At 66.4% G+C, this 21,925-nt stretch carries 19 protein-coding genes; 11 read left to right on the top strand and 8 right to left on the bottom strand.

Annotation, left to right across the window (positions count from 1 at the left end; genetic code table 11):
• Positions 1–21 precede the first annotated feature (21 nt).
• Both E5S69_RS22900 and E5S69_RS22905 read right to left on the bottom strand, forming a co-directional pair.
• Positions 22–1,110, bottom strand: a complete 1,089-nt coding sequence (locus E5S69_RS22900) for an enoyl-CoA hydratase/isomerase family protein (protein WP_171516889.1) — start codon at positions 1,108–1,110, stop codon at positions 22–24.
• Positions 1,111–1,215: 105 nt separating this feature from the next.
• Positions 1,216–2,781, bottom strand: coding sequence for a methyl-accepting chemotaxis protein (locus E5S69_RS22905; RefSeq protein WP_171516890.1), 1,566 nt, complete (start codon positions 2,779–2,781; stop codon positions 1,216–1,218).
• A gap of 33 nt (positions 2,782–2,814) precedes the next feature.
• Here E5S69_RS22905 and E5S69_RS32670 point away from each other — a divergent pair, with 33 nt between their 5' ends.
• Together E5S69_RS32670 and E5S69_RS22910 are read left to right on the top strand one after the other, a co-directional pair.
• Positions 2,815–2,940 (top strand): hypothetical protein, encoded by a 126-nt coding sequence (locus E5S69_RS32670; RefSeq protein ID WP_272871734.1) that lies wholly within the window; start codon positions 2,815–2,817, stop codon positions 2,938–2,940.
• 83 nt (positions 2,941–3,023) lie between these two features.
• The gene (locus E5S69_RS22910) at positions 3,024–3,887 is read left to right on the top strand and encodes a sterol desaturase family protein (RefSeq protein WP_171516891.1); all 864 of its coding nucleotides are present in this window, start codon (positions 3,024–3,026) and stop codon (positions 3,885–3,887) included.
• 54 nt (positions 3,888–3,941) lie between these two features.
• Here the strand turns inward: E5S69_RS22910 and typA are convergent, their stop codons facing one another.
• Complete coding sequence (gene typA / locus E5S69_RS22915) at positions 3,942–5,762, bottom strand: translational GTPase TypA (RefSeq protein ID WP_171516892.1); 1,821 nt, start codon at positions 5,760–5,762, stop codon at positions 3,942–3,944.
• Between the two features lie 188 nt (positions 5,763–5,950).
• Between typA and E5S69_RS22920 the strand changes: the two genes are divergently transcribed.
• The 9 genes from E5S69_RS22920 to E5S69_RS22960 all read left to right on the top strand — a co-directional run bounded on the left by E5S69_RS22920 (position 5,951) and on the right by E5S69_RS22960 (position 15,455).
• Entirely contained in the window at positions 5,951–6,436 is a 486-nt protein-coding gene (locus E5S69_RS22920; RefSeq protein ID WP_171516893.1) for a MarR family winged helix-turn-helix transcriptional regulator, read from the top strand.
• A gap of 106 nt (positions 6,437–6,542) precedes the next feature.
• Positions 6,543–8,087, top strand: a complete 1,545-nt coding sequence (locus E5S69_RS22925) for an efflux transporter outer membrane subunit (RefSeq protein WP_171516894.1) — start codon at positions 6,543–6,545, stop codon at positions 8,085–8,087.
• A 44-nt stretch (positions 8,088–8,131) separates the two neighbouring features.
• The gene (locus tag E5S69_RS22930; protein ID WP_171516895.1) at positions 8,132–9,379 is read left to right on the top strand and encodes an HlyD family efflux transporter periplasmic adaptor subunit; all 1,248 of its coding nucleotides are present in this window, start codon (positions 8,132–8,134) and stop codon (positions 9,377–9,379) included.
• Between the two features lie 2 nt (positions 9,380–9,381).
• A complete protein-coding gene (locus E5S69_RS22935; RefSeq protein WP_272871735.1) occupies positions 9,382–11,001 on the top strand; it encodes a DHA2 family efflux MFS transporter permease subunit in 1,620 nt (539 codons plus the stop codon).
• Between the two features lie 170 nt (positions 11,002–11,171).
• Positions 11,172–11,975, top strand: coding sequence for an IclR family transcriptional regulator domain-containing protein (locus E5S69_RS22940; protein ID WP_171516896.1), 804 nt, complete (start codon positions 11,172–11,174; stop codon positions 11,973–11,975).
• A gap of 5 nt (positions 11,976–11,980) precedes the next feature.
• On the top strand, positions 11,981–12,697 hold the full coding sequence (gene pepE, locus E5S69_RS22945; protein ID WP_171516897.1) for a dipeptidase PepE: 717 nt from the start codon (positions 11,981–11,983) through the stop codon (positions 12,695–12,697).
• A gap of 41 nt (positions 12,698–12,738) precedes the next feature.
• Positions 12,739–13,662, top strand: coding sequence for a DUF1177 domain-containing protein (locus tag E5S69_RS22950; RefSeq protein ID WP_171516898.1), 924 nt, complete (start codon positions 12,739–12,741; stop codon positions 13,660–13,662).
• On the top strand, positions 13,659–14,393 hold the full coding sequence (locus tag E5S69_RS22955) for an AroM family protein (protein WP_171516899.1): 735 nt from the start codon (positions 13,659–13,661) through the stop codon (positions 14,391–14,393). The genes E5S69_RS22950 and E5S69_RS22955 overlap by 4 nt, the downstream gene beginning before the upstream one ends.
• Before the next feature lie 69 nt (positions 14,394–14,462).
• Positions 14,463–15,455, top strand: coding sequence for a Bug family tripartite tricarboxylate transporter substrate binding protein (locus tag E5S69_RS22960; protein WP_171516900.1), 993 nt, complete (start codon positions 14,463–14,465; stop codon positions 15,453–15,455).
• 24 nt (positions 15,456–15,479) lie between these two features.
• Here E5S69_RS22960 and truB read toward each other — a convergent pair whose 3' ends face one another.
• The 5 genes from truB to rimP form a co-directional block, all read right to left on the bottom strand.
• Positions 15,480–16,427, bottom strand: coding sequence for a tRNA pseudouridine(55) synthase TruB (gene truB, locus E5S69_RS22965; RefSeq protein WP_171516901.1), 948 nt, complete (start codon positions 16,425–16,427; stop codon positions 15,480–15,482).
• Between the two features lie 82 nt (positions 16,428–16,509).
• Positions 16,510–16,881 (bottom strand): 30S ribosome-binding factor RbfA, encoded by a 372-nt coding sequence (gene rbfA, locus E5S69_RS22970; RefSeq protein WP_116356737.1) that lies wholly within the window; start codon positions 16,879–16,881, stop codon positions 16,510–16,512.
• 60 nt (positions 16,882–16,941) lie between these two features.
• Positions 16,942–19,827, bottom strand: a complete 2,886-nt coding sequence (infB, locus tag E5S69_RS22975) for a translation initiation factor IF-2 (protein ID WP_171516902.1) — start codon at positions 19,825–19,827, stop codon at positions 16,942–16,944.
• A 90-nt stretch (positions 19,828–19,917) separates the two neighbouring features.
• Positions 19,918–21,393, bottom strand: coding sequence for a transcription termination factor NusA (gene nusA, locus E5S69_RS22980; RefSeq protein WP_092309116.1), 1,476 nt, complete (start codon positions 21,391–21,393; stop codon positions 19,918–19,920).
• Positions 21,390–21,878 carry a ribosome maturation factor RimP gene (gene rimP / locus E5S69_RS22985; protein ID WP_171516903.1) on the bottom strand — a complete coding sequence of 163 codons (489 nt, stop codon included), beginning with the start codon at positions 21,876–21,878 and terminating at the stop codon, positions 21,390–21,392. Before rimP ends, nusA begins: the two co-directional genes overlap by 4 nt.
• Between the last annotated feature and the right edge of the window lie 47 nt (positions 21,879–21,925).

Here is a 21,925-nt window from a genome sequence, read left to right on the forward strand (position 1 = left end):
GAAGTGTCCTGCGCAGCGATGTCAGTCATGCTTGCCCAGTGCCGCCAGAGGATGCGTCGCGGGCCGCCACGGGCTTTCGAAGAACGACAGCGTCTTCGCGCGGCTGACTTCGTCGAGCCGTGCGTACTGCCAGCGCGGCTTGTGGTCCTTGTCGACCGCCAGCGCGCGGATGCCTTCGACGCCGTCGCCCTTGCGGAACACGTAGTACATCATGTCCAGTTCCATGCGCAGTTCGTCTTCCAGCGACATGCTGCGCGCGCGGCGGATCTGCTCCAGCGTCACGCACAGCATCAGCGGCGAGCGGCTGCGCAGCATGGCGGCGGTCTGCGCGGCCCAGTCGCCGGGTGCATCGCTGACGGCGGCAAGGATATCCAGCGCAGTGTTGCCGGCGAACAGCTGGTCGATCGGTTGCGCCAGCCCGGCCAGCGTGCTTTGCGCGGGCACGCACGCCTCGCGGTGCGCGGCGCTGAAGGTTTCGATATGCGCCAGCACGGCATCGCCGCTGGCAAACTGCTGCGCGCGCAGGGAATCGACCAGTTCCGCAAGGCGGTTGCCGGGCAGGTAAGCATCGGCCAGGCCGGCGTACAAGGCGTCGGCGGCATGGATCACGGTGCCGGTCAGGCCCAGGTATTCGCCGATGCGTCCGGGTGTGCGCGCCAGGAACCAGCCGCCGCCCACATCCGGAAACAGTCCGATATTGGTTTCGGGCATGGCCATCTTGGTGCGATCGGTGACCAGCCGCAGGCGTGCGCCCTGCGAGATGCCCATGCCGCCCCCCATCACCACGCCGTCCATCAGGGCGATATAAGGCTTGGCGTAGCGGTGGATCAGGAAATTGAGCGCGTATTCCTCGACGAAGAACTGGTCGAGCAGCGGATCGCCCGCATGCGCCGCCTGGTGGAAATAGCGGATATCGCCGCCGGCGCAGAACGCCTTGCCGCCCGCACCCGCCACCACCACGGCTGCCACTTCAGGGGCTGCGGCCCAGTCCTGCAGCGCCTGCGTGATGGCGCGGATCATGTCGAGCGACAGGGCGTTGAGCGCCTGCGGGCGGTTCAGCGTCAGGTACCCGATGCCGCCGCGGACCTCGGTCGTGACGAATTCAGTCATGTCGTACTCCTCCAATGCAACTGGCAATTTTACGCCAGTCACCCTGGCCAGCGCACGCTCATGGGCAGCGTGCGGCGCATGCGGACACGCATGCGCCGTGCCCGTTCAGGCCAGCCGGAACGTCGCCACCAGCGAAGTGAGGCGCTGCGCCTGGTCTTCCAGCGATGCCGCAGCGGCCGCGGCCTGCTCTACCAGCGCGGCATTCTGCTGCGTCATGCTGTCCATCTGCGACACGGCCACGTTGACCTGATCGATGCCGTTGGACTGCTCGTCCGACGCCGCGCTGATATCGCCGATGAGGGCGCTGACACGCTGCACCGCATCGACGATGTCCTGCATCGCGCGTCCCGCATCATCGACCAGCCCAGAGCCTTCCCGCACATTGGCCACCGAGGCGCCGATCAGCGTGCGGATTTCCTTAGAGGCGCTGGCGCAGCGCTGCGCAAGGTCGCGCACGTCGCCCGCCACCACGGCAAAGCCGCGGCCATGCTCGCCGGCACGCGCCGCTTCCACCGCCGCGTTCAACGCCAGGATGTTGGTCTGGAACGCGATCTTCTCGATCACGTCGATGATGTCGACGATCTTGCCCGAGCTGGCGTCGATCGACTGCATGGTATTGACCACGCGCAGCACGGCATCGCTGCCGCGCCCGGCCAGGGTTGCGGCATCCGTGGCAAGCGCGCGGGCCTCGCGGGCGCTGTCGGCATTCTGGCGCACGGTGCTGGTCAGTTCCTCCATGCTCGAGGCGGTCTCCTCCAGCGAGGCCGCCTGCTGTTCGGTGCGCTGCGACAGATCGGCATTGCCGCTGGCAATCTGCTTGCTGGCCGCGGCGATCGAGTCAGCGCCGCCGCGCACGTCGCCCACCATGGCCACCAGGCTGGCCTGCATCCGGCCCAGCATGCCGAGCATGCGCGCGGTCTCGCTGCGCGCCGCTTCGTCGGCCATCGCTTCGCCGCCGGACGCGGCAACGCTCAGGTCACCGCCGGCAATTTTTTCGAAGCGCGCAATCGCCGTGTCCAGCGGCTGCACGATCGAACGGCGCAGGCGCCACGCCACCACCGTGCTGAACGCCAGTCCCACCGCCAGCACGCACCCGGACAGCGTGAACAAGTTGCGGTAGCGCTGCTGCGACGCCTCGTAGACCTGCCTGGCGCTGGCCACTTGCAGCTTGTTCAGTTCAGTGTTGACGGCAGTAAAGGCGATGTCGAGCTGCGGGATGGTTTCGAGCACGGCCTTCATCACGCCATCGCGATCGCCGGCATGGAGCGCTGCGATCATCGGCGCCACGCCCTGCTTGAACAACGCATCGCGCTTGGCGGTGACGTCTTCGACCACCCTGGCTTCATCCGCCGAACGCGGCAGCGCGAGATAGGCCTTCCAGGCCTTCTCCGATTCGCCCGCAAAGCCTTCCGCGGTCGCCGCGCGCGCCTTGGCGTCGGCCGGATCGGCGGCAAAGGTGGCCTGGTCCAGCAGCACACGCACCAGCAACTGGTTCGAACGCGCCTCGGCAAGGTTGACCGCAGCCGACAGCTGCTGCTCATAAATCTGGTGTGTTGCCTCGTTGCTGCGCGACATGCCAAGCCAGCCCACGGCACCGACAATCAGCAACAACAAATTAGTAACGATAGTGAGAAACCACAATCGGGCGCCGATAGTCGTGTTCTTGAACATGGATGAGGCTCCGGGAAAACTAAGGAAACTGGAATGAAGGCGGCGCGCCGCGCCGCTGCCCTGTCCAACTACGGCGCGCGCGCCGCATCCTTTACCCGTATGGATCGCCTTCACACGCGTGACAGAATTGCGTGGCAGTACATCATCGCCATCAAGTGATGGATACGGCGCGCGTTGCGCATGCCCCGCCGTTTGGAGGAAGCCCTCGTGGCAATTTCGCGGCGAACGGGCACACTGGCGGGATGAACACCGCCTCGCTGGATCCCGGACTCGTGCTGCTGGCCTTTGCGCCGGTCTTCGTGCTGACCATCGGTGCCGAAGCGTGGTACTGGGCGCGCCGCGACCCTGCCGTGTACAGCCTGCGCGACACCCTCTCCAACGCCGTGCTGGCGCTGATGCACCAGGCCTCCGATGCGTTCTTTCTCTGGCTAATGGTCCGCACCGTCTATACGTGGTGCTACCAGCACGGCCTGCAGGCCATGCCGCAGACGCTGTGGTCGTTCGCACTGCTGCTGTTGCTGCAGGACTTCCTCTACTACTGGTTCCATCGCGCCAGCCATCGCGTGCGCTGGCTGTGGGCCTCGCACGTGACGCATCATTCGTCAGAGGGCATGAATTTCTCGACCGCATTCCGGCAGAGCCTGACGTACCCGCTGTCGGGCATGTGGCTGTTCTGGATTCCGCTGGCGTATATCGGCTTCACGCCAGACTGGGTGATCCTTGCCGTGGGCCTGAACCTGGCATTCCAGTTCTTTGTCCATACGCGGCTCGGGCAGCGCTGGCCGCTGGTCGAGCGGCTGCTGAACACGCCTTCGGTCCATCGCGTCCACCACGCGAAGAACCCGCAGTACATCGACCGCAACTATGCCGGCGTCCTGACCATCTGGGATCGCCTGTTCGGCACCTTCGTCCCGGAGCGCGAGGCACCGGTGTACGGCATTACGCGCCAGGTGCGCAGCCATGACCCGCTGACGCTGACCTTCCACGAATGGCGCGACATGTTCGCCGACGCCTGGCGCGACCGCGAGCTGCGCTATCTGTGGAAGCCGCCGGGATGGCGCAGCCCGCGTGCCGCCATGCCGGCGACGCTGCCGGACACGCAATAAAAAACCGCGCCTGGCAGGCGCGGTTTTTTGCGATCAGCGTCAGCGCTCAGGCGCTTATGCGCCTTCGCGGGAAGCACGCTTGCGCTCGTGCTCCTTCAGGTGGCGCTTGCGCAGCCGGATGCTCTTCGGCGTCAGCTCGACCAGCTCGTCGTCGGCGATGAATTCCACCGCATATTCCAGCGACATCTGGATCGGCGGCACCAGGCGCACGGCTTCGTCGGTACCCGAGGCGCGCACGTTGGTCAGCTGCTTGCCCTTGATCGGGTTGACCACCAGGTCGTTGTCGCGGCTGTGGATGCCGATGATCATGCCTTCATACAGCGCATCGCCCGGCTTGACGAACATGCGGCCGCGGTCCTGCAGCTTCCACAGCGCGTAGGCCACGGCATCGCCGTCGTCCTGCGAGATCAGCACGCCGTTGTGGCGCTCGCCCAGGCCGCCTTCGCGCACCGGAGCGTAGTCGTCGAAGATATGGCTGATCAGGCCGGTGCCGCGCGTCAGCGTCAGGAACTCGCCCTGGAAGCCGATCAGGCCGCGGGCCGGGATGCGGTATTCCAGGCGCGTGCGGCCCTTGCCGTCCGACGCCATGTCGAGCAGTTCGCCCTTGCGGCGGCCCAGCTCTTCCATCACGCCGCCCTGGTGGCTGTCTTCGACATCCACGGTCAGCAGTTCATACGGCTCACACTTGACGCCGTCGATTTCCTTGAACACCACGCGCGGACGCGACACCGCCAGCTCGTAACCTTCGCGGCGCATGTTTTCCAGCAGGATGGTCAGGTGCAGTTCGCCGCGGCCCGACACTTCGAAGATGGTGTCGTCGCCGGTATCGGCCACGCGCAGCGCCACGTTGGACTTCAGTTCGCGGTCCAGGCGCTCGCGCAGCTGGCGGCTGGTGACGAACTTGCCTTCACGGCCCGCCAGCGGCGAGGTGTTGACGCAGAAGTTCATGGTGAGCGTCGGCTCGTCCACCTTCAGCATCGGCAGCGCGTCCTGGGCTTCCGGCGCGCACACGGTGCAGCCGATGCCAAGCTCTTCGATGCCGTTGATCAGCACGATGTCGCCGGCTTCGGCTTCCTGCACGATTTCGCGCTCCAGGCCCTGGAACTTCAGCACCTGGTTGATGCGGCCCTTGATCGGGTTGCCTTCCGGGCCGAACTTGACCACCACGTCCTGCAGCGGCCGGGCGCGGCCACGCGAGATGCGGCCCACGCCGATCTTGCCGACGTAGCTGGAGTAGTCCAGCGAGATGATCTGCAGCTGCAGCGGGCCGTCGCGGTCGTCGTCACGCACCGGCACCTTGTCCAGCACGGTCTCGAACAGCGGCTTCATGTCGCCGTCGCGCACGTCTTCGGTCAGGCCGGCAAAGCCGTTCAGGCCCGAGGCGTAGATCACCGGGAAGTCCAGCTGCTCGTCAGTGGCGCCCAGCTTGTCGAACAGGTCGAAGGTCTGGTTGATGACCCAGTCCGGACGCGCGCCCGGACGGTCGATCTTGTTGACCACCACGATCGGCTTCAGGCCCAGCGCCAGCGCCTTGCGCGTGACGAAGCGGGTCTGCGGCATCGGGCCCTCGACGGCGTCGACCAGCAGCAGCACGCCGTCGACCATCGATAGCACACGCTCTACTTCACCGCCGAAGTCGGCGTGGCCCGGGGTGTCGACGATGTTGATGTGGGTGCCGTTGTACTCGACAGCACAGTTCTTCGCGAGAATCGTGATCCCGCGTTCCTTTTCCAGGTCGTTCGAGTCCATCACCCGTTCGGCGACTTGCTGGTTGTCGCGGAAGGTGCCTGCCTGGCGCAGGAGCTGGTCGACCAGGGTGGTCTTGCCATGATCGACGTGGGCGATGATGGCGATATTTCGGATGGCGCGGGTCATTGCTGCGTCTCGCTTTGGAGAATCTGAGGTAACCCGACATTCTATCATGTTGCGGCGCAAGACGCGTTGACGGAAACTGCCCATGACATAGGGAAAATAATTGCGCAATTCGCAATAACGAATTTCCGTTCTTGCTTATCGTTAAACGTGAACATATATTTGCCTCAGCAAAGATTGCAAAGGCAAAGATGTCACAGCTTCCCGCTTCTGACTTGGCCGCCACCCCGGCCGTGTCGTTCGAACCCTCCCAATACCAGATGTGCGACAGCGTCGGCTACCTGATGCAGCGCGCCAAGAACATGCTGGCGCACGGGGTCGAACAGGAGGTCAGCGCCCTGGACATCACCCAGGCCCAGGCCAGCTGCCTGATGATGCTGGCCACCGGCCGGGCCTCGACCGTCACCGATCTCGGTCGCGAACTCAACACCGACATGGGCTCCGTCACGCGCTTGCTCAGCCGCATGGAAAAGCGCGGCCTGATCGAGCGCCGGCGCCGCGACGCCGACCGCCGCGTGGTTGACCTGTCGGTGACGCCACAAGGCCAGGAGCTGGTGCAACGGCTGCCCGCCATCTTCTGCAAGGTCCTCGCGCACCACTTTCGCGGTTTCTCGGAAGACGAAATCCAGCTGCTGCGCAGCATGTTGCGGCGGGTCATCGACAACAACAGCGGGTAGCGGGCCGCGCGCCGGCTTTTCGGCACGCCAGAGGGTCCGGCCGGCGCGGCCAGGACACTGTAATAGCCCGTAGAAACCGTATGGCTCCGGCCCCCGGAGCAACACCATGAAACAAGCTCTCACTTTCCGATCTTTCCAGCCTGCCCGCCCACGCGGGCTGGCGCGCCGTGCCGGCACGCTGGCGCTCACCACCATGGCCGCCGCGGTGCTGGCCGGCTGCGCAGCGCTTGGCAATTCGCACAGCACCCAGACCGTGGCCGACCCGGCCGCGATGGCCACCTCGCAAACCCTGCCTGGCGAACACGGCCAGTGGCCGTCGCAGGACTGGGTTGCCCAATTCCAGGACCCGCAACTGAGCGCGCTGGTCGATGAGGCGGTCAAGGACAGCCCGAACCTGCAAGCGGCATTTGCCCGCGTTGAGGCCTCGCGCGCCATGGCCGAAGCCACCCGCAGCGCGCTCTATCCGCACCTGGAGTTCGAAGGCAGCCTGCTGCGCCAGCGCTTCTCCAACAACGACCTGTTCGAAGGCACGCCGCTGGCGGGCTCATGGCAGAACCAGTCGCGCCTGCAGGTGGGCCTGTCCTATGACTTCGACTTCTGGGGCAAGAACCGCGATGCGCTCGAGGCCGCGCTGTCCGACGACCGCGCCGCCGAAGCCGAAAGCCAGGCCGCGCGCCTGATCCTGGCAACGTCGATCTCGCGCAACTACGCCCGCCTTGCCGCGCTGTACGCCCAGCGCGACGTGGCCGAGCGCGCCATCGCCCAGCGCCGCGACCTGACCGAGCTGTCGCGCCAGCGCCTGGCAGCCGGCCTTGATACGCAGGTGGAAACCACGCAGGCGCGCGGTACCGTGGCCGCATCGCAGACCGACCTGCAGCGTGTCGAGGAAGAAATCGCGCTGGCCCGCAACCAGCTGGCGGCGCTGCTGGGCAAGGGCCCGGACCGCGGCCTGCAGATCCAGCGCCCGGTGCTGCTGGCGCAGGCCACGCCGACGCTGCCGGACAACCTGACCATCGGCCTGCTGGGCCGCCGGCCTGACCTGGTGGCGGCGCGCTGGCGCGTGGAAGCGGCGTCGAAGGACATCAACGTGGCGAAGAAGGAATTCCTGCCCGACGTCAGCCTGACCGCGTTCGCGGGCCTGGCGGCGCTGGATCCGTCCAAGCTGCTGATGGGCCTCAGCCGCACCTTCGGCATCGGCCCCACCATCCGTTTGCCGATTTTTGAAGGCGGCAAGCTGCGCGCCAACCTGAAGGGCAAGTACGCCGGCTACGACATCGCCGTGGCCAACTACAACCAGGCGCTGGTCGATGCGCTGCGCGAGACCGCCGACACCATGACCAGCATCCGCAGCGTCGACAAGCAGATCCAGACCCAGCGCGAAGCGCTGGACCTGGCCGAACACGCCTACGCCCTGGCCACCATGCGCTACAAGGCCGGCCTGGGCACGCAACTGACGGTGCTCAACGCGGAAAGCAACGTGCTGCAGCAGCGCCGCCTGGCGACCGACCTGCAGGCGCGTCGGCTGGACCTGCAGATGGGCCTGATGAAGGCGCTCGGCGGCGGCTACCAGGAGCCCGCCGAAGGCCACGAGAGCGCAGCCCACGGCCAGGCGCAGCAAGCGGACAACACCCAGGCGGGCGCGCGCGGCTGATCCGCGCACCCAGTGATCGCAGACAAGATTTTTCAGAAGACATCATGAGCAACAACCAGCAAGCGGCCGGCACCAATACCCCCCAGCAAGCTCCGGCAACCCACAGCAACGGCAACGGCAAGCGCAAGCGCATGCTGCTGTCGCTGACCGCCGCGATCGTCGTCGCCGGCATCGGCTACGGCGTGTACTGGGGCCTGTATGCCCGCCATTTCGAAAGCACCGACGATGCCTATGTCGCCGGCAACGTGGTCCAGGTCACGCCGCTGGTGGGCGGCACGGTGGTGTCGATTGCCGCCGACGACACGCAACTGGTCACCGCCGGCCAGCCGCTGATCCAGCTCGACCGCGCCGATACCCAGGTGGCGCTGGAACAAGCCGAGGCCCAGCTGGCGCAGGCCGTGCGCGAAGTGCGCACGCTGTACGTCAACAACGGCTCGCTGGCCGCCAACGTGGCGCTGCGCGAGGCCGACGTGGCCAAGGCCCGCGACGACCTGCGCCGGCGCCAGGCCATCGCCGGCTCGGGGGCGGTGTCGAACGAAGAGATCTCGCACGCGCAAGCCGCGCTCAAGGGCGCCGAGTCGGCGCTGCTGGCCGCGCGCGAGCAACTGGCGTCGAACAAGGTGCTGACCGACCAGACCACGGTCGAGAAGCACCCCAACGTGCAGCGCGCTGCCGCCAATCTGCGCTCGGCCTACCTGTCGTTCGCGCGCTCGGCCCTGCCCGCGCCGGTGACCGGCTACGTGGCCAAGCGCTCGGTGCAGGTCGGCCAGCGCGTGGCCGCTGGCGCGCCGCTGATGGCGGTGGTGCCGCTGGACCAGGTCTGGGTCGACGCCAACTTCAAGGAAGTGCAGATCACGCATATGCGCATCGGCCAGCCCGTGACGCTGGAAGCCGACGTGTATGGCTCCAAGGTCGAATACCACGGCAAGGTCGCCGGCTTCTCGGCCGGCACCGGCTCGGCGTTCTCGCTGCTGCCGGCGCAGAACGCCACCGGCAACTGGATCAAGGTGGTGCAGCGCCTGCCGGTGCGGATCGCGCTGGACGCGCAGCAGCTCAAGGACCACCCGCTGCGCGTTGGCCTGTCGATGACAGTCAAGGTCGACGTGCGCCGCGAGGAAGGCGCCGCCATGGCCGCCGCCGCGCCGGCCAAGCCCATGCAGACCGATGTCTATGAAAAGGTGGCCCAGGATGCCGACCAGCTGATCGCGCGCATCATCGCCGCCAACAACGGCGGCCGCGGCAACGGCCTGTCCTCGGCCAGCGCCGCCAACGCCAAGCCGGCCAATACCTGATCATGGCAACCTCCCCCTCCGCCGCACCGGCCGCACCCGGCGCGCAGCCGGGCGCCAGCCCGGCGCCGGCGCGTGCCATGCCACAGCAGCCGCAGCCGCTGACCGGCGGCAAGCTGGTGCTCGGCACCATCGCGCTGTCGCTGGCCACGTTCATGAACGTGCTGGATTCGTCGATCGCCAACGTGTCGATCCCGGCCATTTCCGGCGACCTCGGCGTGGCGCCCAACCAGGGCACCTGGGTCATCACCTCGTTCGCGGTGGCCAATGCGATCTCGGTTCCGCTGACGGGCTGGCTGACCACGCGCTTCGGCGCGGTGCGGCTGTTCATCACCTCGATCCTGCTGTTTGTGCTGGCGTCGTGGCTGTGCGGCGTCGCGCCCAACCTGGAAACGCTGCTGGCCGCGCGCGTGCTGCAAGGCGCCGTGGCCGGGCCGATGATCCCGCTGTCGCAGTCGCTGCTGCTGTCGAGCTATCCGCCGCAGAAAAGCACCATGGCGCTGGCGCTGTGGGGCATGACCACGCTGGTGGCGCCGATCATGGGCCCGCTGCTGGGCGGCTGGATCTCGGACAACATGACGTGGCCGTGGATCTTCTACATCAACGTGCCGGTGGGCATTCTCACCGCCTACGCCACCTGGGCCATCTACAAGGACCGTGAAACCCCCACCAAGATCCTGCCGATCGATCGCATTGGCCTGGCCCTGCTGGTGATCTGGGTCGGTTCGATGCAGCTGATGCTCGACAAGGGCAAGGAGCTGGACTGGTTCCACTCGACCGAGATCGTAGTGCTGACGCTGGTGGCGATCGTCGGTTTCCTGTTCTTCCTGGCCTGGGAAACCTATGAGAAGCATCCAATTGTCGACATCAGCCTGTTCAAGGGCCGCAACTTCAGCTCGGGCGTGGTGGCGATCTCGGTCGCGTACGGGCTGTTCTTCGGCAACCTGGTGATCCTGCCGCTGTGGCTGCAGACCATCGTCGGCTATACCGCGACCGACGCGGGCATCGTGATGGCGCCGGTCGGGATCTTTGCGATCCTGCTGTCGCCGGTGATCGGGCGCAACCTGCCGAAGATGGATGCGCGCTGGGTGGCCACCGCGGCCTTCATCACCTTTGGCATCGTCAGCCTGATGCGCGCGGGCTTCACCACGCAGGTCGATACCTGGACCCTGATGGTGCCCACGCTGATCCAGGGCGCGGCCATGGCGATGTTCTTCATCCCGCTGACGTCGATCATCCTCTCGGGCCAGCCGCCGGAGAGAATCCCCGCCGCCTCGGGCCTGTCTAACTTCGTGCGGATCACCTTCGGCGGCATCGGCGCGTCGATCTCGACCACGATCTGGGAGAACCGCTCGGCCCTGCACCACGCGCAACTGGTGGAACAGGTCAACCCGTACAACCCGGTGTACCACGACCAGCTCAACCACCTGATGCAGATGGGCATGAGCCAGGCCCAGGCGGTCGGGGTGATCGAGCGCAACATCACGCAGCAGGCCGCCATGCTCGGCGCCAACGACATCTTCTGGATCTCGGGCATGCTGTTCTTCGTGCTGATCGGCTTTGTCTGGCTGACGCGGCCGGCCAGGGGCGGTGGCGGATCGGCGGATGCGATGGCGGCGCACTGAGGCGTACGCCTGCCGACGGACAAGGGGACGCTCGCGAGCGTCCCTTTTTTTGTCTTGTCGCCGGGCCTCTTGTATTCCGGCCCCGGCCGTCCTATGATTTCCGAACCGCTTTACGGAACCATGGTTCCGCAAAACGGAACCATGAAAAATCAGAGAGACGGAGAGACGGTGTGAGCATTCTCGAAGGCGTGGAAAGCGTGCTGGCCATGTTCGAACAGGGCCGGCACGAGGTCACGTTCAACGACGTTATTGACGAACTCGGCCTGGCCAAGAGCTCGGCTTCGCGGCTGCTGGCGCAGATGGTGCGCTACCGGCTGCTGGAGCTGCAGCCCTCGACGCGGCGCTACCGCCCCGGGACGCTGCTGATCCGCGCCGCCCAGGCGGCGACACAGGCGCACCCGTTCGACGAGCAATGCCGGGCCATCCTGGCGTCGCTGTCGGACTCCACCGGTTTCACCGCCTACCTGTCGATGCTCGACGGCACCGACACCGTGGTCCTGCAGCGCCTGAACGGCAGCAACCCGGTGCAAGTGCTGTCGCCGCCAGGCGCAAGGCGGCCGGCGTTCACCACCGCGATGGGCCGCGTGCTGCTCTCGCGCCTGCCGGAAACCGATTTCAGCGCACGCTATGGCACCTCCGGGGCGCGCAAATTGCCTGAGGCGCCGGCTGGCTGCCCCGCTACCGTGGCCGAACTGGCCGAGCGCGTGGCAAGCGCCCGCCGCGAGCGCAGCGCGATCGCCGTAAATGAAGGCATGCCGGGCATCGGCGCGGTGGCCACCACGCTGGCCGATCCGCTGTCGGGCGATGTGCGCGGCCTGTGCCTGTCGTTCACCGCGATGCAGGTCAGCCAGGCCCAGGCCCGCGCGCTGCGCGAAACGCTGGTGCAGGCGGTGGCGCCGGTCGGGCAGCGCATCGGCGATCCGCTCTGGCTCCAACCCGGCGACAGCGCCGGCCACCAGCCCATCCGCAGCTAAAGCCCATGGAACTCCTGTTACTCAGCAACTCCTCCAGCGACGCGGGCTACCTCGTCCATGCCCGCGACGCGATCCGCGAACTGGCCGGCGGGCGCCGCCGTGCCTGCTTCCTGCCGTTCGCCGGCGTCACGCGCGACTGGGATACCTATGAAGCGCTGGTGCGCGACGCACTGGCCCCCGCCGGCATCGAGGTGTACTCGCCGCACCGGCTGTCCGCGGCCGACTGCGTGCGGGCGGTCGAAGCCGCCGAACTGATCGTCATCGGTGGCGGCAACACCTTCCGCCTGCTGCAATGCCTGCGCGAGCGCCGCCTGCTGCCCGTGATTGCGCGCCAGGTGACTGCGGGCGCCGCGCGCTATCTCGGCTGGAGCGCCGGCACCAACGTGGCCTGCCCGACCATCCGCACCACCAACGACATGCCGGTCGCCGACCCCGGCGGCCTCGACGCGCTCGGCTTGGTGCCCTTCCAGATCAATCCGCACTACTTCAACCTGGTGGTGCCGGGCTTCCGCGGCGAAACGCGTGACCAGCGGCTGGCCGAGTTCACGGTGCTTCAGCCGCAGATGCCGGTCCTTGGCTTGCCCGAGGGCAATTGGGTGCGCGTCTGCGGCGATCGCATGGAGATGGCCGGCGGGCATGCCGCACGCTGGTTCCTCGGCCCGGAGATCGTCGACATATCCGCCGGCGCATTGTCCGTGCCGGCGCGCAGCGCTGCCATCTGACCCATTGCCTTACAGCAAAGCAAGCAAGGAACCCCAGCAAGATGTCCATCAAGCAGGTAATTGAATCGATCGAGCTGCTGTCCGCGGCCAATGTCGACGGCGACGCCGTTGCCACCGTGCTGCGCGCGCGCGGCATCCGCGACGTTACGGTGACGCGCGTGGAAGAGAACGGCCTCTACACCGACTTCCTCGCCTGCACCCTGCCCGGCCGCAACCCCGAATTGCCCGCGCTGGGCGTGGTCGGCCGCCTCGGTGGCGTGGGCGCGCGCCCGGCCGTGACCGGGCTGGTCTCCGATGCCGACGGCGCCATCGTCGCGGTCGCCACGGCGCTGAAGCTGGCCGACATGGCCGCCGGCGGCGACGTGCTCGCCGGCCCCGTCCGCATCCATACGCATATCTGCCCGCACGCCGCCACGCGGCCGCACCAGCCGGTGCCGATGATGAAGTCGCCGTTCGCCATGCGCACGATGATGTCGCACGAGGTTCATCCGGAAATGGCGGCGATCCTGTCGGTCGACACCACGCGCGGCAACCGCTTCGTCAACCGGCGCGGCGTCGCGCTGACGCCGGTGGCCAGGCAAGGCTGGCTGCTGCGGCTGCCCGAACGCATGCTGGACCTGATCGGCTGGGTCAGTGGCGAGCTGCCGGTGGTGCTGCCGCTGACCACGCAGGACATCACGCCCTACGAGAACGGCCTGTGGCACGTCAATTCGATCATGCAGCCGGCCATTGTCACTGATGCACCGGTGGTCGGCGTGGCGCTGACCGCGCAGACCACGGTGCCCGGCTGCGCGACCGGCGTAACCAACGCAAACGACCTGGACGTGGCGACGCGCTTCTGCATCGAGACCGCAAAACTGTTCGGCCAGGGCCAGTGCCCTTTCTACGACGTTGACGAGTGGGCCGAACTGCAGCGTCGCTACGGCTCGCTGGCGCACTTGCAAACCGTCGGGGTGACGGCATGACCGCCGCGGCCGGGCGCTTGCCGCGCGTGGCCTTCGTCACCATCGGCCAGGCGCCGCGAACCGACGTGGTGCCGCAGATGCTGGCTGACCTGGGCCTGCCAGTGACGGTGGAAGAATACGGCATCCTCGACGACCTCGACGACGACCAGATCGCCGCACTCGCCCCGGCCAGCGGCGAATACCGCTTTGCCAGCCGCCTGCGCGATGGCTCGCAGGCAGTCATGGGCAAGCCCGTGGCCGAGGCCATGCTCGCGCGGCTGATGGCGTCGCTGGACGATGGCCGCTTCGACGTGCTGGTGCCGCTATGCACCGGCACCGCGCTGCCGCCGATGCGCACGCTGGTGATCGAGCCGCAACAGGTGGTGGATCATTTGACTGTCGCGCTCGCCCAGGGATGCACGCGGCTCGGCATCGTGCTGCCCCTCGAAGGCCAGGTCGGCAATTTCCACCTGATCGAACCCGTGTCGTGCGAAATGCGTGTCACGCATGCGTCGCCTTATACCGACGCCGCGGACGCCACGAACAGCGCCGACACCGGCACCGGCCGCTTCGCGCAAGCCGGCGAGGCGCTGCGCGGCTGCGACCTCGTAGTGATGCACTGCATGGGCTATACCGAGGCCATGCGGGCGGAAGTCGCGCGCCATGCCCGCGCGCCGGTGCTGCTCTCCAACCGGATGGTGGCCACGCTATTGGGCCAGGTATTGGCAGGCCGCAACGAATCCGGCCTCTGATGTTTTTCTTGCGGGTAAGGGCAAGCCCGCTGACAGATTGCCCGTGACACTGCTGGAGTGGAAGTAACGATGGAAAAGGTGGCGAAGTGGAAGGGGCCGCTGCTGCGCGGCATGGTTTGCATGAGCCTGGGCGCGATACCCGCCACGGGCGCGCATGCGCAGGAGTGGAAGCCGTCGAAGCCGGTGCGGCTGCTGGTCGGCTTTGCGCCCGGCGGCTCGGCCGACCTGCTCGCACGGCTGGTGCAAGGTCCTTTGTCGGAAAGCCTGGGCGTGCCGGTGGTGGTCGAAAACGTGCCCGGCGCGGGCGGCAATATTGCCGCCGACAAGCTGGCCAAGGCGCCGGCCGATGGCTACACCATCGGCATGGGTGCGGCCGGTGCGATGGCGGTGACGCACGTGCTCAACCCGAAGGGCACGCCGTACAAGGCGGATGACTTCACGCCGATCGCCATGCTCGCGACGCAGCCCAACGTGGTGATCATCAACCCGGCACTGCCGGTCAAGTCGATGGCCGATTTCACCGCATACGTGAAAAAAACGCCTCAGGTCACCTATGGCACCGCCGGTGTCGGCACCTCCAACCACCTGATCGCCGAGACCATGCTGCATCGCCTCGGCGTCGACATGGTCCACGCGCCTTACAAGGGCGCCACGCCGGTGATCACCGACCTGATGGGTGGCCACATCGCCATGACCGTCGACAACATCACCACGGCGGCACAGCTGGCCAAGTCCGGCAAGGTCCGCGCCATCGCCGTCACCGGCAGCAAGCGCTCGCCGTTGTTGCCCGACGTGCCGACGCTGGCCGAGAGCGGCCTGAAGGATTTCAATATGCCAACCTGGCAAGGCATATTCGGCCCGAAGGACCTGCCCAAGCCGATCGTGGCGCGCTACAACCAGGCCCTGGTGAAGGCGCTGGCCAATCCGGAAGTGAAGAAGAAGATGGCGGAGTTCGGCTCCGAACCGGTCGGCGACACGCCGGAGCATTTCGCCGGGTTCCTGGGGCAGGACCGCAAGATGTGGGCCGAAGTGATCAAGACCGCGAAAATCACGCTCGACTGATCCGCTCCCGGCGCGGAGCGGCGCTTACAGCCTGACCAGCCGCTCCGGCCGCAATGCCCCCTCGCGCATGCGCGCCACGCCGAGCAGGCGCGCCGGCTCGCCGGCATAGACGCGCACCAGCACGCCTTCGGCGATATCGATGCCATCGGGCAAATCCCGGCGCGCAATGCGCTGTCCCTGCAGGAAGCGCGCAGCGGCAGCCTGATCCAGGGTCACGGGCGGGCTCTTCTGCAGCAAGGCGTCGACCGGGGCCAGCATCCCGGGCCGTGCGGCATCGTCCTGCTGCTCGATCTGCTCGAGCGTGACCGCACCGTCCAGGGTCAGGTCACCCACGGCAATGCGGCGCAGCCCGCTCAGGTGGGCGCCGCAGCCCAGCGCTTCGCCGATGTCCTCGGCCAGCGTGCGGATATAGGTGCCTTTGCTGCATGTCACGCGCATGGTGAACGACGGCGCCGCCGGCAAGACGCAGTCCAGCAGCGCGATTGCGTGGATGGTGACACGGCGCGCCGCGCGCTCGACGGTCTGGCCGGCACGCGCGTACTCGTACAGCGGACGGCCGTCCTTCTTCAGTGCCGAATGCATCGGCGGCACCTGCTCGATCTCGCCGAGAAAGCTCGCGAGCACCCGTTCCACCGCGGCGCGGTCGCAGGTCACATCGCGCACGTCGAGCAGTTCGCCTTCGGCGTCGCCGGTGCTGGAACGCGCGCCCAGCCGCACCACGGCGTCATAGGTCTTGTCCGCTTCGAGCAGGTCCTGCGAGAACTTGGTGGCTTCGCCGAAACACAGCGGCAGCAGCCCGGTGGCCAGCGGATCGAGCGTGCCGGTATGGCCGGCCTTGGCCGCGCGCAACAGGCGCTTGGCGCGCACCAGTGCGTCGTTGGACGACAGCCCCAATGGCTTGTCGAGCAGCAGCACACCATGGACCTCGCGACGCGGCAGGCGCGGCGGACGGTTGGCGTTGGAATCGGTCATCGGGAAAAAGCGGGAGGCGGCGATGCGGCACGCGCGGCGACCGCGCCGGGAAGGCCCATGCCGGCCGGCATGGGCACCGGCATCAGTCTTCGTCTTTGGAACGCGTGGCGTTCGCTTCGTTGATCAGCCGCGACATCTCGATCGCGTGTTCGACCGAAGTGTCATGATGGAAATGCAGCGTCGGCACCGTATGGATGTGCAGGCGCTTGAACAGCAGCGAGTGCAGGTAGCCGGCCTTTTCGTTCAGGATAGCTTCGGCCGCGGCCGCTTCGGCGCCGAGCACGGTGAAGTACACCTTGGCGTGCGCGTAGTCGGGCGTCAGCGTGACCGACTGCAGCGTGACCAGGCCGAGGCGCGGGTCGCGCAGTTCGCGCTGGATCATCTCGGCCAGGTCCTTCTGGATCTGGTCGGAGATGCGGAGGTTGCGGGAGGAGATATTGCCTTTCTTGGCCATTCAATACAGTCTGGTCGAGATGACAACGGCAGGCCGAAGCCTGCCGTTGCTTGCGACGCCTTACAGCGTACGCGCCACCTCTGTGATTTCGTACACCTCGAGCTGGTCGCCTTCCTGAACATCGTTGAAGTTCTTGATCGACAGACCGCACTCGAAGCCTTGCTTCACTTCCTTGACATCGTCCTTGAAGCGCTTGAGCGAATCGAGCTCGCCGTCGTGGATGACCACGTTGTTGCGCAGCACGCGCACCAGCGAATTGCGCTTGACCATGCCGTCGGTGACCATACAGCCGGCCACCGCACCGATCTTCGGCACGCGGAACACCTGGCGCACCTCGACCGTGCCGATGGTGGTTTCGCGCTTTTCCGGCGCCAGCATGCCCGACATCGCCGACTTGATCTCGTCTACCGCATCGTAAATGATGTTGTAGTAGCGGATATCGATGCCGTTGTGCTCGGCCAGCTTGCGCGCACCCGCATCGGCACGCACGTTGAAGCCGATGATGACCGCCTTCGAGGCCGTCGCCAGGTTGACGTCGGACTCGGAGATGCCGCCCACGCCGCCATGCACGATCTGCACGCGCACTTCGGCGGTCGACAGCTTCTGCAGCGACTGCACCAGCGCTTCCTGCGAACCCTGCACGTCGGCCTTGACGATCAGCGGCAGCGTCTGCACTTCGCCTTCGGCCATCTGCTCGAGCATGTTCTCGAGCTTGGCGGCCTGTTGCTTGGCCAGCTTCACGTCGCGGAACTTGCCCTGGCGGAACAGCGCGATTTCACGGGCCTTGCGCTCGTCCGGCAGCACCAGCACTTCTTCACCGGCGGCAGGCACTTCCGACAGGCCCTGGATTTCGACCGGGATCGACGGGCCGGCTTCCTTGGTCGCCTTGCCGTTCTCGTCCAGCATGGCACGCACGCGGCCGTAGGCGCTGCCAGCGAGGACCACATCGCCACGCTTGAGCGTGCCGCTGCTGACCAGGATGGTAGCGATCGGGCCCTTGCCCTTGTCGAGCTGGGCTTCCACCACCAGGCCCTTGGCCGGGGCATCCACCGGTGCGGTCAGCTCCAGCACTTCGGCCTGCAGGAGCACCTGCTCGAGCAGGTCTTCCACACCGGTACCCATCTTGGCCGACACCGGCACGAACGGCGAATCGCCGCCGTATTCTTCCGGCACCACCTGCTCGGCCACCAGTTCCTGCTTGACGCGGTCCGGGTTGGCATCGGGCTTGTCGATCTTGTTGATCGCCACCACGATCGGCACGCCGGCAGCCTTGGCATGCGCAATCGCTTCCTTGGTCTGCGGCATCACGCCATCGTCGGCCGCGACCACCAGGATCACGATGTCGGTAGCCTTGGCGCCGCGAGCACGCATGGCCGTGAAGGCCTCGTGACCCGGGGTGTCCAGGAAGGTGATCACGCCGCGGTCGGTTTCCACATGGTAGGCCCCGATATGCTGGGTAATGCCGCCGGCTTCGCCCGCGGCCACCTTGGTGCGGCGGATGTAGTCCAGCAGCGAGGTCTTGCCGTGGTCGACGTGACCCATTACGGTCACCACCGGCGGACGCGGCAGCAGTTCGGCGTCTTCGTGCTCTTCACCGTCCACCACCAGCAGCGCTTCCGGATCGTCCAGCTTGGCGGCATACGCCTTGTGGCCCATTTCTTCCACCACGATCATGGCGGTTTCCTGGTCCAGCACCTGGTTGATCGTCACCATCTGGCCGAGCTTCATCATTTGCTTGATGACCTCGGAAGCCTTCACCGCCATCTTGTGCGCCAGGTCGGCCACCGAGATGGTTTCCGGCACGTGCACTTCACGCACCACCGGTTCGGTCGGCGCCTGGAAGTTGCTGCGGCCGTCGTCGTGCTGCTGCTGACGGCCGCCACGGCCGCGCGGGCCACCGCGCCAGCCGCCCACGCCGCCCGACGAATCGCCGCGCGTCTTCAGGCCGCTGCCCTTCTTGCGGCTGCCTTCGTCCTGCCAACCGGCCTTGACCACCTTGCCCTTCTTGTCGGCAGTGGTGGTGACGGCGGTGGTGGTGGTCACCGGCTTCTTCTCGCCCGGCTTGGCTTCGGTGCCGGGCGGCTTGACCGGCTTGTGCAGCGTGCCGGTCTGCTCGGCCTTCTTTTCCTCGGCCTTGCGCTCGGACGGCGCCTTCAGCACGCGTGCCGGCGCATTCAGCATCTGCTGGATCGCGCGGGCCTCGGCTTCGGCCGCCTCGCGGCGCTTGCGCGCGGCGATTTCCTGTTCGGCGCGGGCCTTGTCGGCGGCAGCCTTGGCCTCGTCGGCGGCCTTCTGCGCCTCGGCACGCTCGGCGGCGACGCGGGCCTTCTCGTCCTCGGCCTTCTTGCGCGAGGAGTCCTCGTTAGCTTCGGTCACGGCGCGCGATGCGGCAGCTTCTTCCTCGGCCTTGCGGGCGGCGAGTTCGGCCTGGCGGCGCTGTTCGGCCTCGAGCGCTTCCTGGCGGGCGCGGCGCTCGGCTTCCTCGCGTTCGGCGGCCTCGCGGGCGGCCTTGGCTTCGGCTTCCTGGCGCGCCAGCTGTTCGGCCTGGCGGCGCTCGTCCTCTTCGCGGCGCGCCTCCTCGGCGGAGTCGACGACGTGAGCTTGCGCCTCGGCACCATCGGCCTGCAGATCCGGCGCAGCATCGTCGCGCTTGATCAGCACGCGCTTCTTGCGCACTTCCACCTGGACCGTGCGGGTCTTGCCGGTGCCATCCGACTGGCGGATCTCGGAGGTTTCGCGCTTGGTCAGTGTGATCTTCTTGCGGGAGCTGTCGTCGGACTGGCCGTGCGAACGCTTCAGATAGTCCAGCAGCCTGGTCTTATCCGATTCCGTGATGATGTCTTCTGGCGTCGCTTTGCCCACCCCAGCCGCCTGCAATTGTTCCAGCAGGGCAGCTGCGCTGCGACTCAGTTCTGCGGCCAGTTGGGCAACTGTTGTGCTTGCCATTCAAACCCTTTCAATGCTTGGTTTCTACGTCGGGACAAATTGTTGCGGAAAGCGCGCCCGGGCTGGTGTTGGCCGGCCCGGCCGTGTCCCTCAGTTGAACCAATGTTCCCGTGCTTTCATGATCAGCGACTTGGCTTCTTCCTCGCTGACACCGGTCATCTCGACCAGCTCGTCCACGGCCAGTTCGGCCAGGTCGTCACGCGTATGGATATCGCCTTCGGCCAGCTTGCCGATCAATTCCGGGTTGAGGCCGTCGAGCGAGCGCAGGTCCTGCGACACCTCTTCCACCTTTTCTTCCCGGGCCAGTTCCATCGTCAGGAGCGCATCACGCGCGCGATTGCGCAGCTCGTTGACGGTGTCTTCGTCAAAGGCCTCGATCTCCATCATTTCACTGATGGGGACATAAGCCACTTCTTCCAGCGTGGAGAAGCCTTCCTCGATCAGGATGTCGGCAACTTCCTCGTCCACGTCCAGCTTGGACATGAACAGCTTGCGCACGACATCGCTCTCTTCGGCCTGCTTCTGCGCCGACTCTTCCTGCGTCATGATGTTGATCTGCCAGCCGGTCAGCTCGGACGCCAGGCGCACGTTCTGACCACTGCGGCCGATGGAGACGGCGAGGTTTTCCTCGTCGACCACCACGTCCATGCTGTGCTTCTCTTCATCCACCACGATCGACTGCACTTGCGCCGGCGCCAACGCGCCGATCACAAATTGCGCCGGGTCTTCCGACCACAGCACGATATCCACCGCCTCGCCGCCGATCTCGTTGCGCACCGCGGTGACGCGCGTGCCACGCACGCCCACGCAGGTGCCGATCGGGTCGATGCGCTTGTCATGCGCCACCACCGCGATCTTGGCGCGGACGCCCGGGTCGCGGGCAGCCGCCTTGATCTCCAGCAGGCCTTGTTCCATTTCAGGCACTTCGTTCTCGAAGAGCTTGATCAGGAAATCCGGCGCGGTGCGCGACAACTCGATCTGCGGGCCGCGCGCGGCGCGGTCCACATTCAGGATATACGCGCGCACGCGGTCGCCGGTGCGCAGGTTTTCCTTGGGGATGATCTGGTCGCGCGCCAGCAGCGCTTCGACGCGGCCGGACTCGACGATCAGGCCCTTCTTGTCGGCGCGCTTGACCGTGCCGGTCATGATCTTTTCGCCGCGATCGAGGTAGTCGTTCAGGATCTGCTCGCGCTCGGCGTCGCGGATGCGCTGCAGGATCACCTGCTTGGCGGCCTGCGCGCCGATGCGGCCGAACTCGACCGACTCGATCTGCTGCTCGATATAGTCGCCCAGCTCGATGCTGGGGTTTTCCTCGCGGGCCTCGAACAGCAGGATCTGCTTGTCCGGCTCCTGCAGGCCAAGTTCGTCGGGAACGACCAGCCAGCGACGGAAGGTTTCATGCTCGCCCGATTCGCGATCGATCGCGACACGGATATCCACGTCTTCCTCGAAACGCTTCTTGGTGGCCGAGGCGAGCGCCGCCTCCAGGGCACCGAATACCACATCCTTGTCGACGTTCTTCTCACGCGCAAGCGCATCGACGAGCAACAGAACTTCGCGGCTCATTGCTTGTTCCCTTTTCTTTGATTTCCTTTGAAGTCGAATACCGGCACCAGGCGTGCCTTGTCGACATCGGATACGGCAAATTCCAGCAGCGCCGGGCCATCTTTGCCCTCGAACTCCAGGCCGATCTTCTCCTCGCCCGCGGCGCCAGTGGGCTCGCGCAGGATGCCTGTGAAGTTCTTCTGTCCGTTGACGGGCAGGCGCAGCGTCACGCGCGCCTCCGCGCCGGCAAAGCGGATGAAGTCGGCCAGCTTTTTCAGCGGCCGGTCCAGTCCGGGCGACGAGACCTCGAGGCGTTCATAGTCGACGTTCTCGACCGTAAACGCGTGGGTGAGCTGGCGGCTCACCTTTTCGCAATCCTCGATGGCAATGCCGGTTTCAGGCTGATCGATATAGACACGCAGCAATCCGGCCGGGGCACGCTCGAGCTCGACCAGCTCATATCCCATGCCGCCAAGGGTGGTTTCGATCAAATCTGCCAGATGCACTGTTATCCCGAGTAATGGCCATCAACACCGTGGCAGGCAAACCCGCC

Source organism: Cupriavidus necator (assembly GCF_013141915.1).
Classification (GTDB): domain Bacteria; phylum Pseudomonadota; class Gammaproteobacteria; order Burkholderiales; family Burkholderiaceae; genus Cupriavidus; species Cupriavidus necator_B.

Coding starts and splice junctions, on each gene's coding strand:
- E5S69_RS22900 (WP_171516889.1), bottom strand. CDS start 1,110: ATGACTGAATTCGTCACGACCGAGGTCCGCGGCGGCATCGGGTACCTG.
- E5S69_RS22905 (WP_171516890.1), bottom strand. CDS start 2,781: ATGTTCAAGAACACGACTATCGGCGCCCGATTGTGGTTTCTCACTATC.
- E5S69_RS32670 (WP_272871734.1), top strand. CDS start 2,815: ATGAAGGCGGCGCGCCGCGCCGCTGCCCTGTCCAACTACGGCGCGCGC.
- E5S69_RS22910 (WP_171516891.1), top strand. CDS start 3,024: ATGAACACCGCCTCGCTGGATCCCGGACTCGTGCTGCTGGCCTTTGCG.
- typA (WP_171516892.1), bottom strand. CDS start 5,762: ATGACCCGCGCCATCCGAAATATCGCCATCATCGCCCACGTCGATCAT.
- E5S69_RS22920 (WP_171516893.1), top strand. CDS start 5,951: ATGTCACAGCTTCCCGCTTCTGACTTGGCCGCCACCCCGGCCGTGTCG.
- E5S69_RS22925 (WP_171516894.1), top strand. CDS start 6,543: ATGAAACAAGCTCTCACTTTCCGATCTTTCCAGCCTGCCCGCCCACGC.
- E5S69_RS22930 (WP_171516895.1), top strand. CDS start 8,132: ATGAGCAACAACCAGCAAGCGGCCGGCACCAATACCCCCCAGCAAGCT.
- E5S69_RS22935 (WP_272871735.1), top strand. CDS start 9,382: ATGGCAACCTCCCCCTCCGCCGCACCGGCCGCACCCGGCGCGCAGCCG.
- pepE (WP_171516897.1), top strand. CDS start 11,981: ATGGAACTCCTGTTACTCAGCAACTCCTCCAGCGACGCGGGCTACCTC.
- E5S69_RS22950 (WP_171516898.1), top strand. CDS start 12,739: ATGTCCATCAAGCAGGTAATTGAATCGATCGAGCTGCTGTCCGCGGCC.
- E5S69_RS22955 (WP_171516899.1), top strand. CDS start 13,659: ATGACCGCCGCGGCCGGGCGCTTGCCGCGCGTGGCCTTCGTCACCATC.
- E5S69_RS22960 (WP_171516900.1), top strand. CDS start 14,463: ATGGAAAAGGTGGCGAAGTGGAAGGGGCCGCTGCTGCGCGGCATGGTT.
- truB (WP_171516901.1), bottom strand. CDS start 16,427: ATGACCGATTCCAACGCCAACCGTCCGCCGCGCCTGCCGCGTCGCGAG.
- rbfA (WP_116356737.1), bottom strand. CDS start 16,881: ATGGCCAAGAAAGGCAATATCTCCTCCCGCAACCTCCGCATCTCCGAC.
- infB (WP_171516902.1), bottom strand. CDS start 19,827: ATGGCAAGCACAACAGTTGCCCAACTGGCCGCAGAACTGAGTCGCAGC.
- nusA (WP_092309116.1), bottom strand. CDS start 21,393: ATGAGCCGCGAAGTTCTGTTGCTCGTCGATGCGCTTGCGCGTGAGAAG.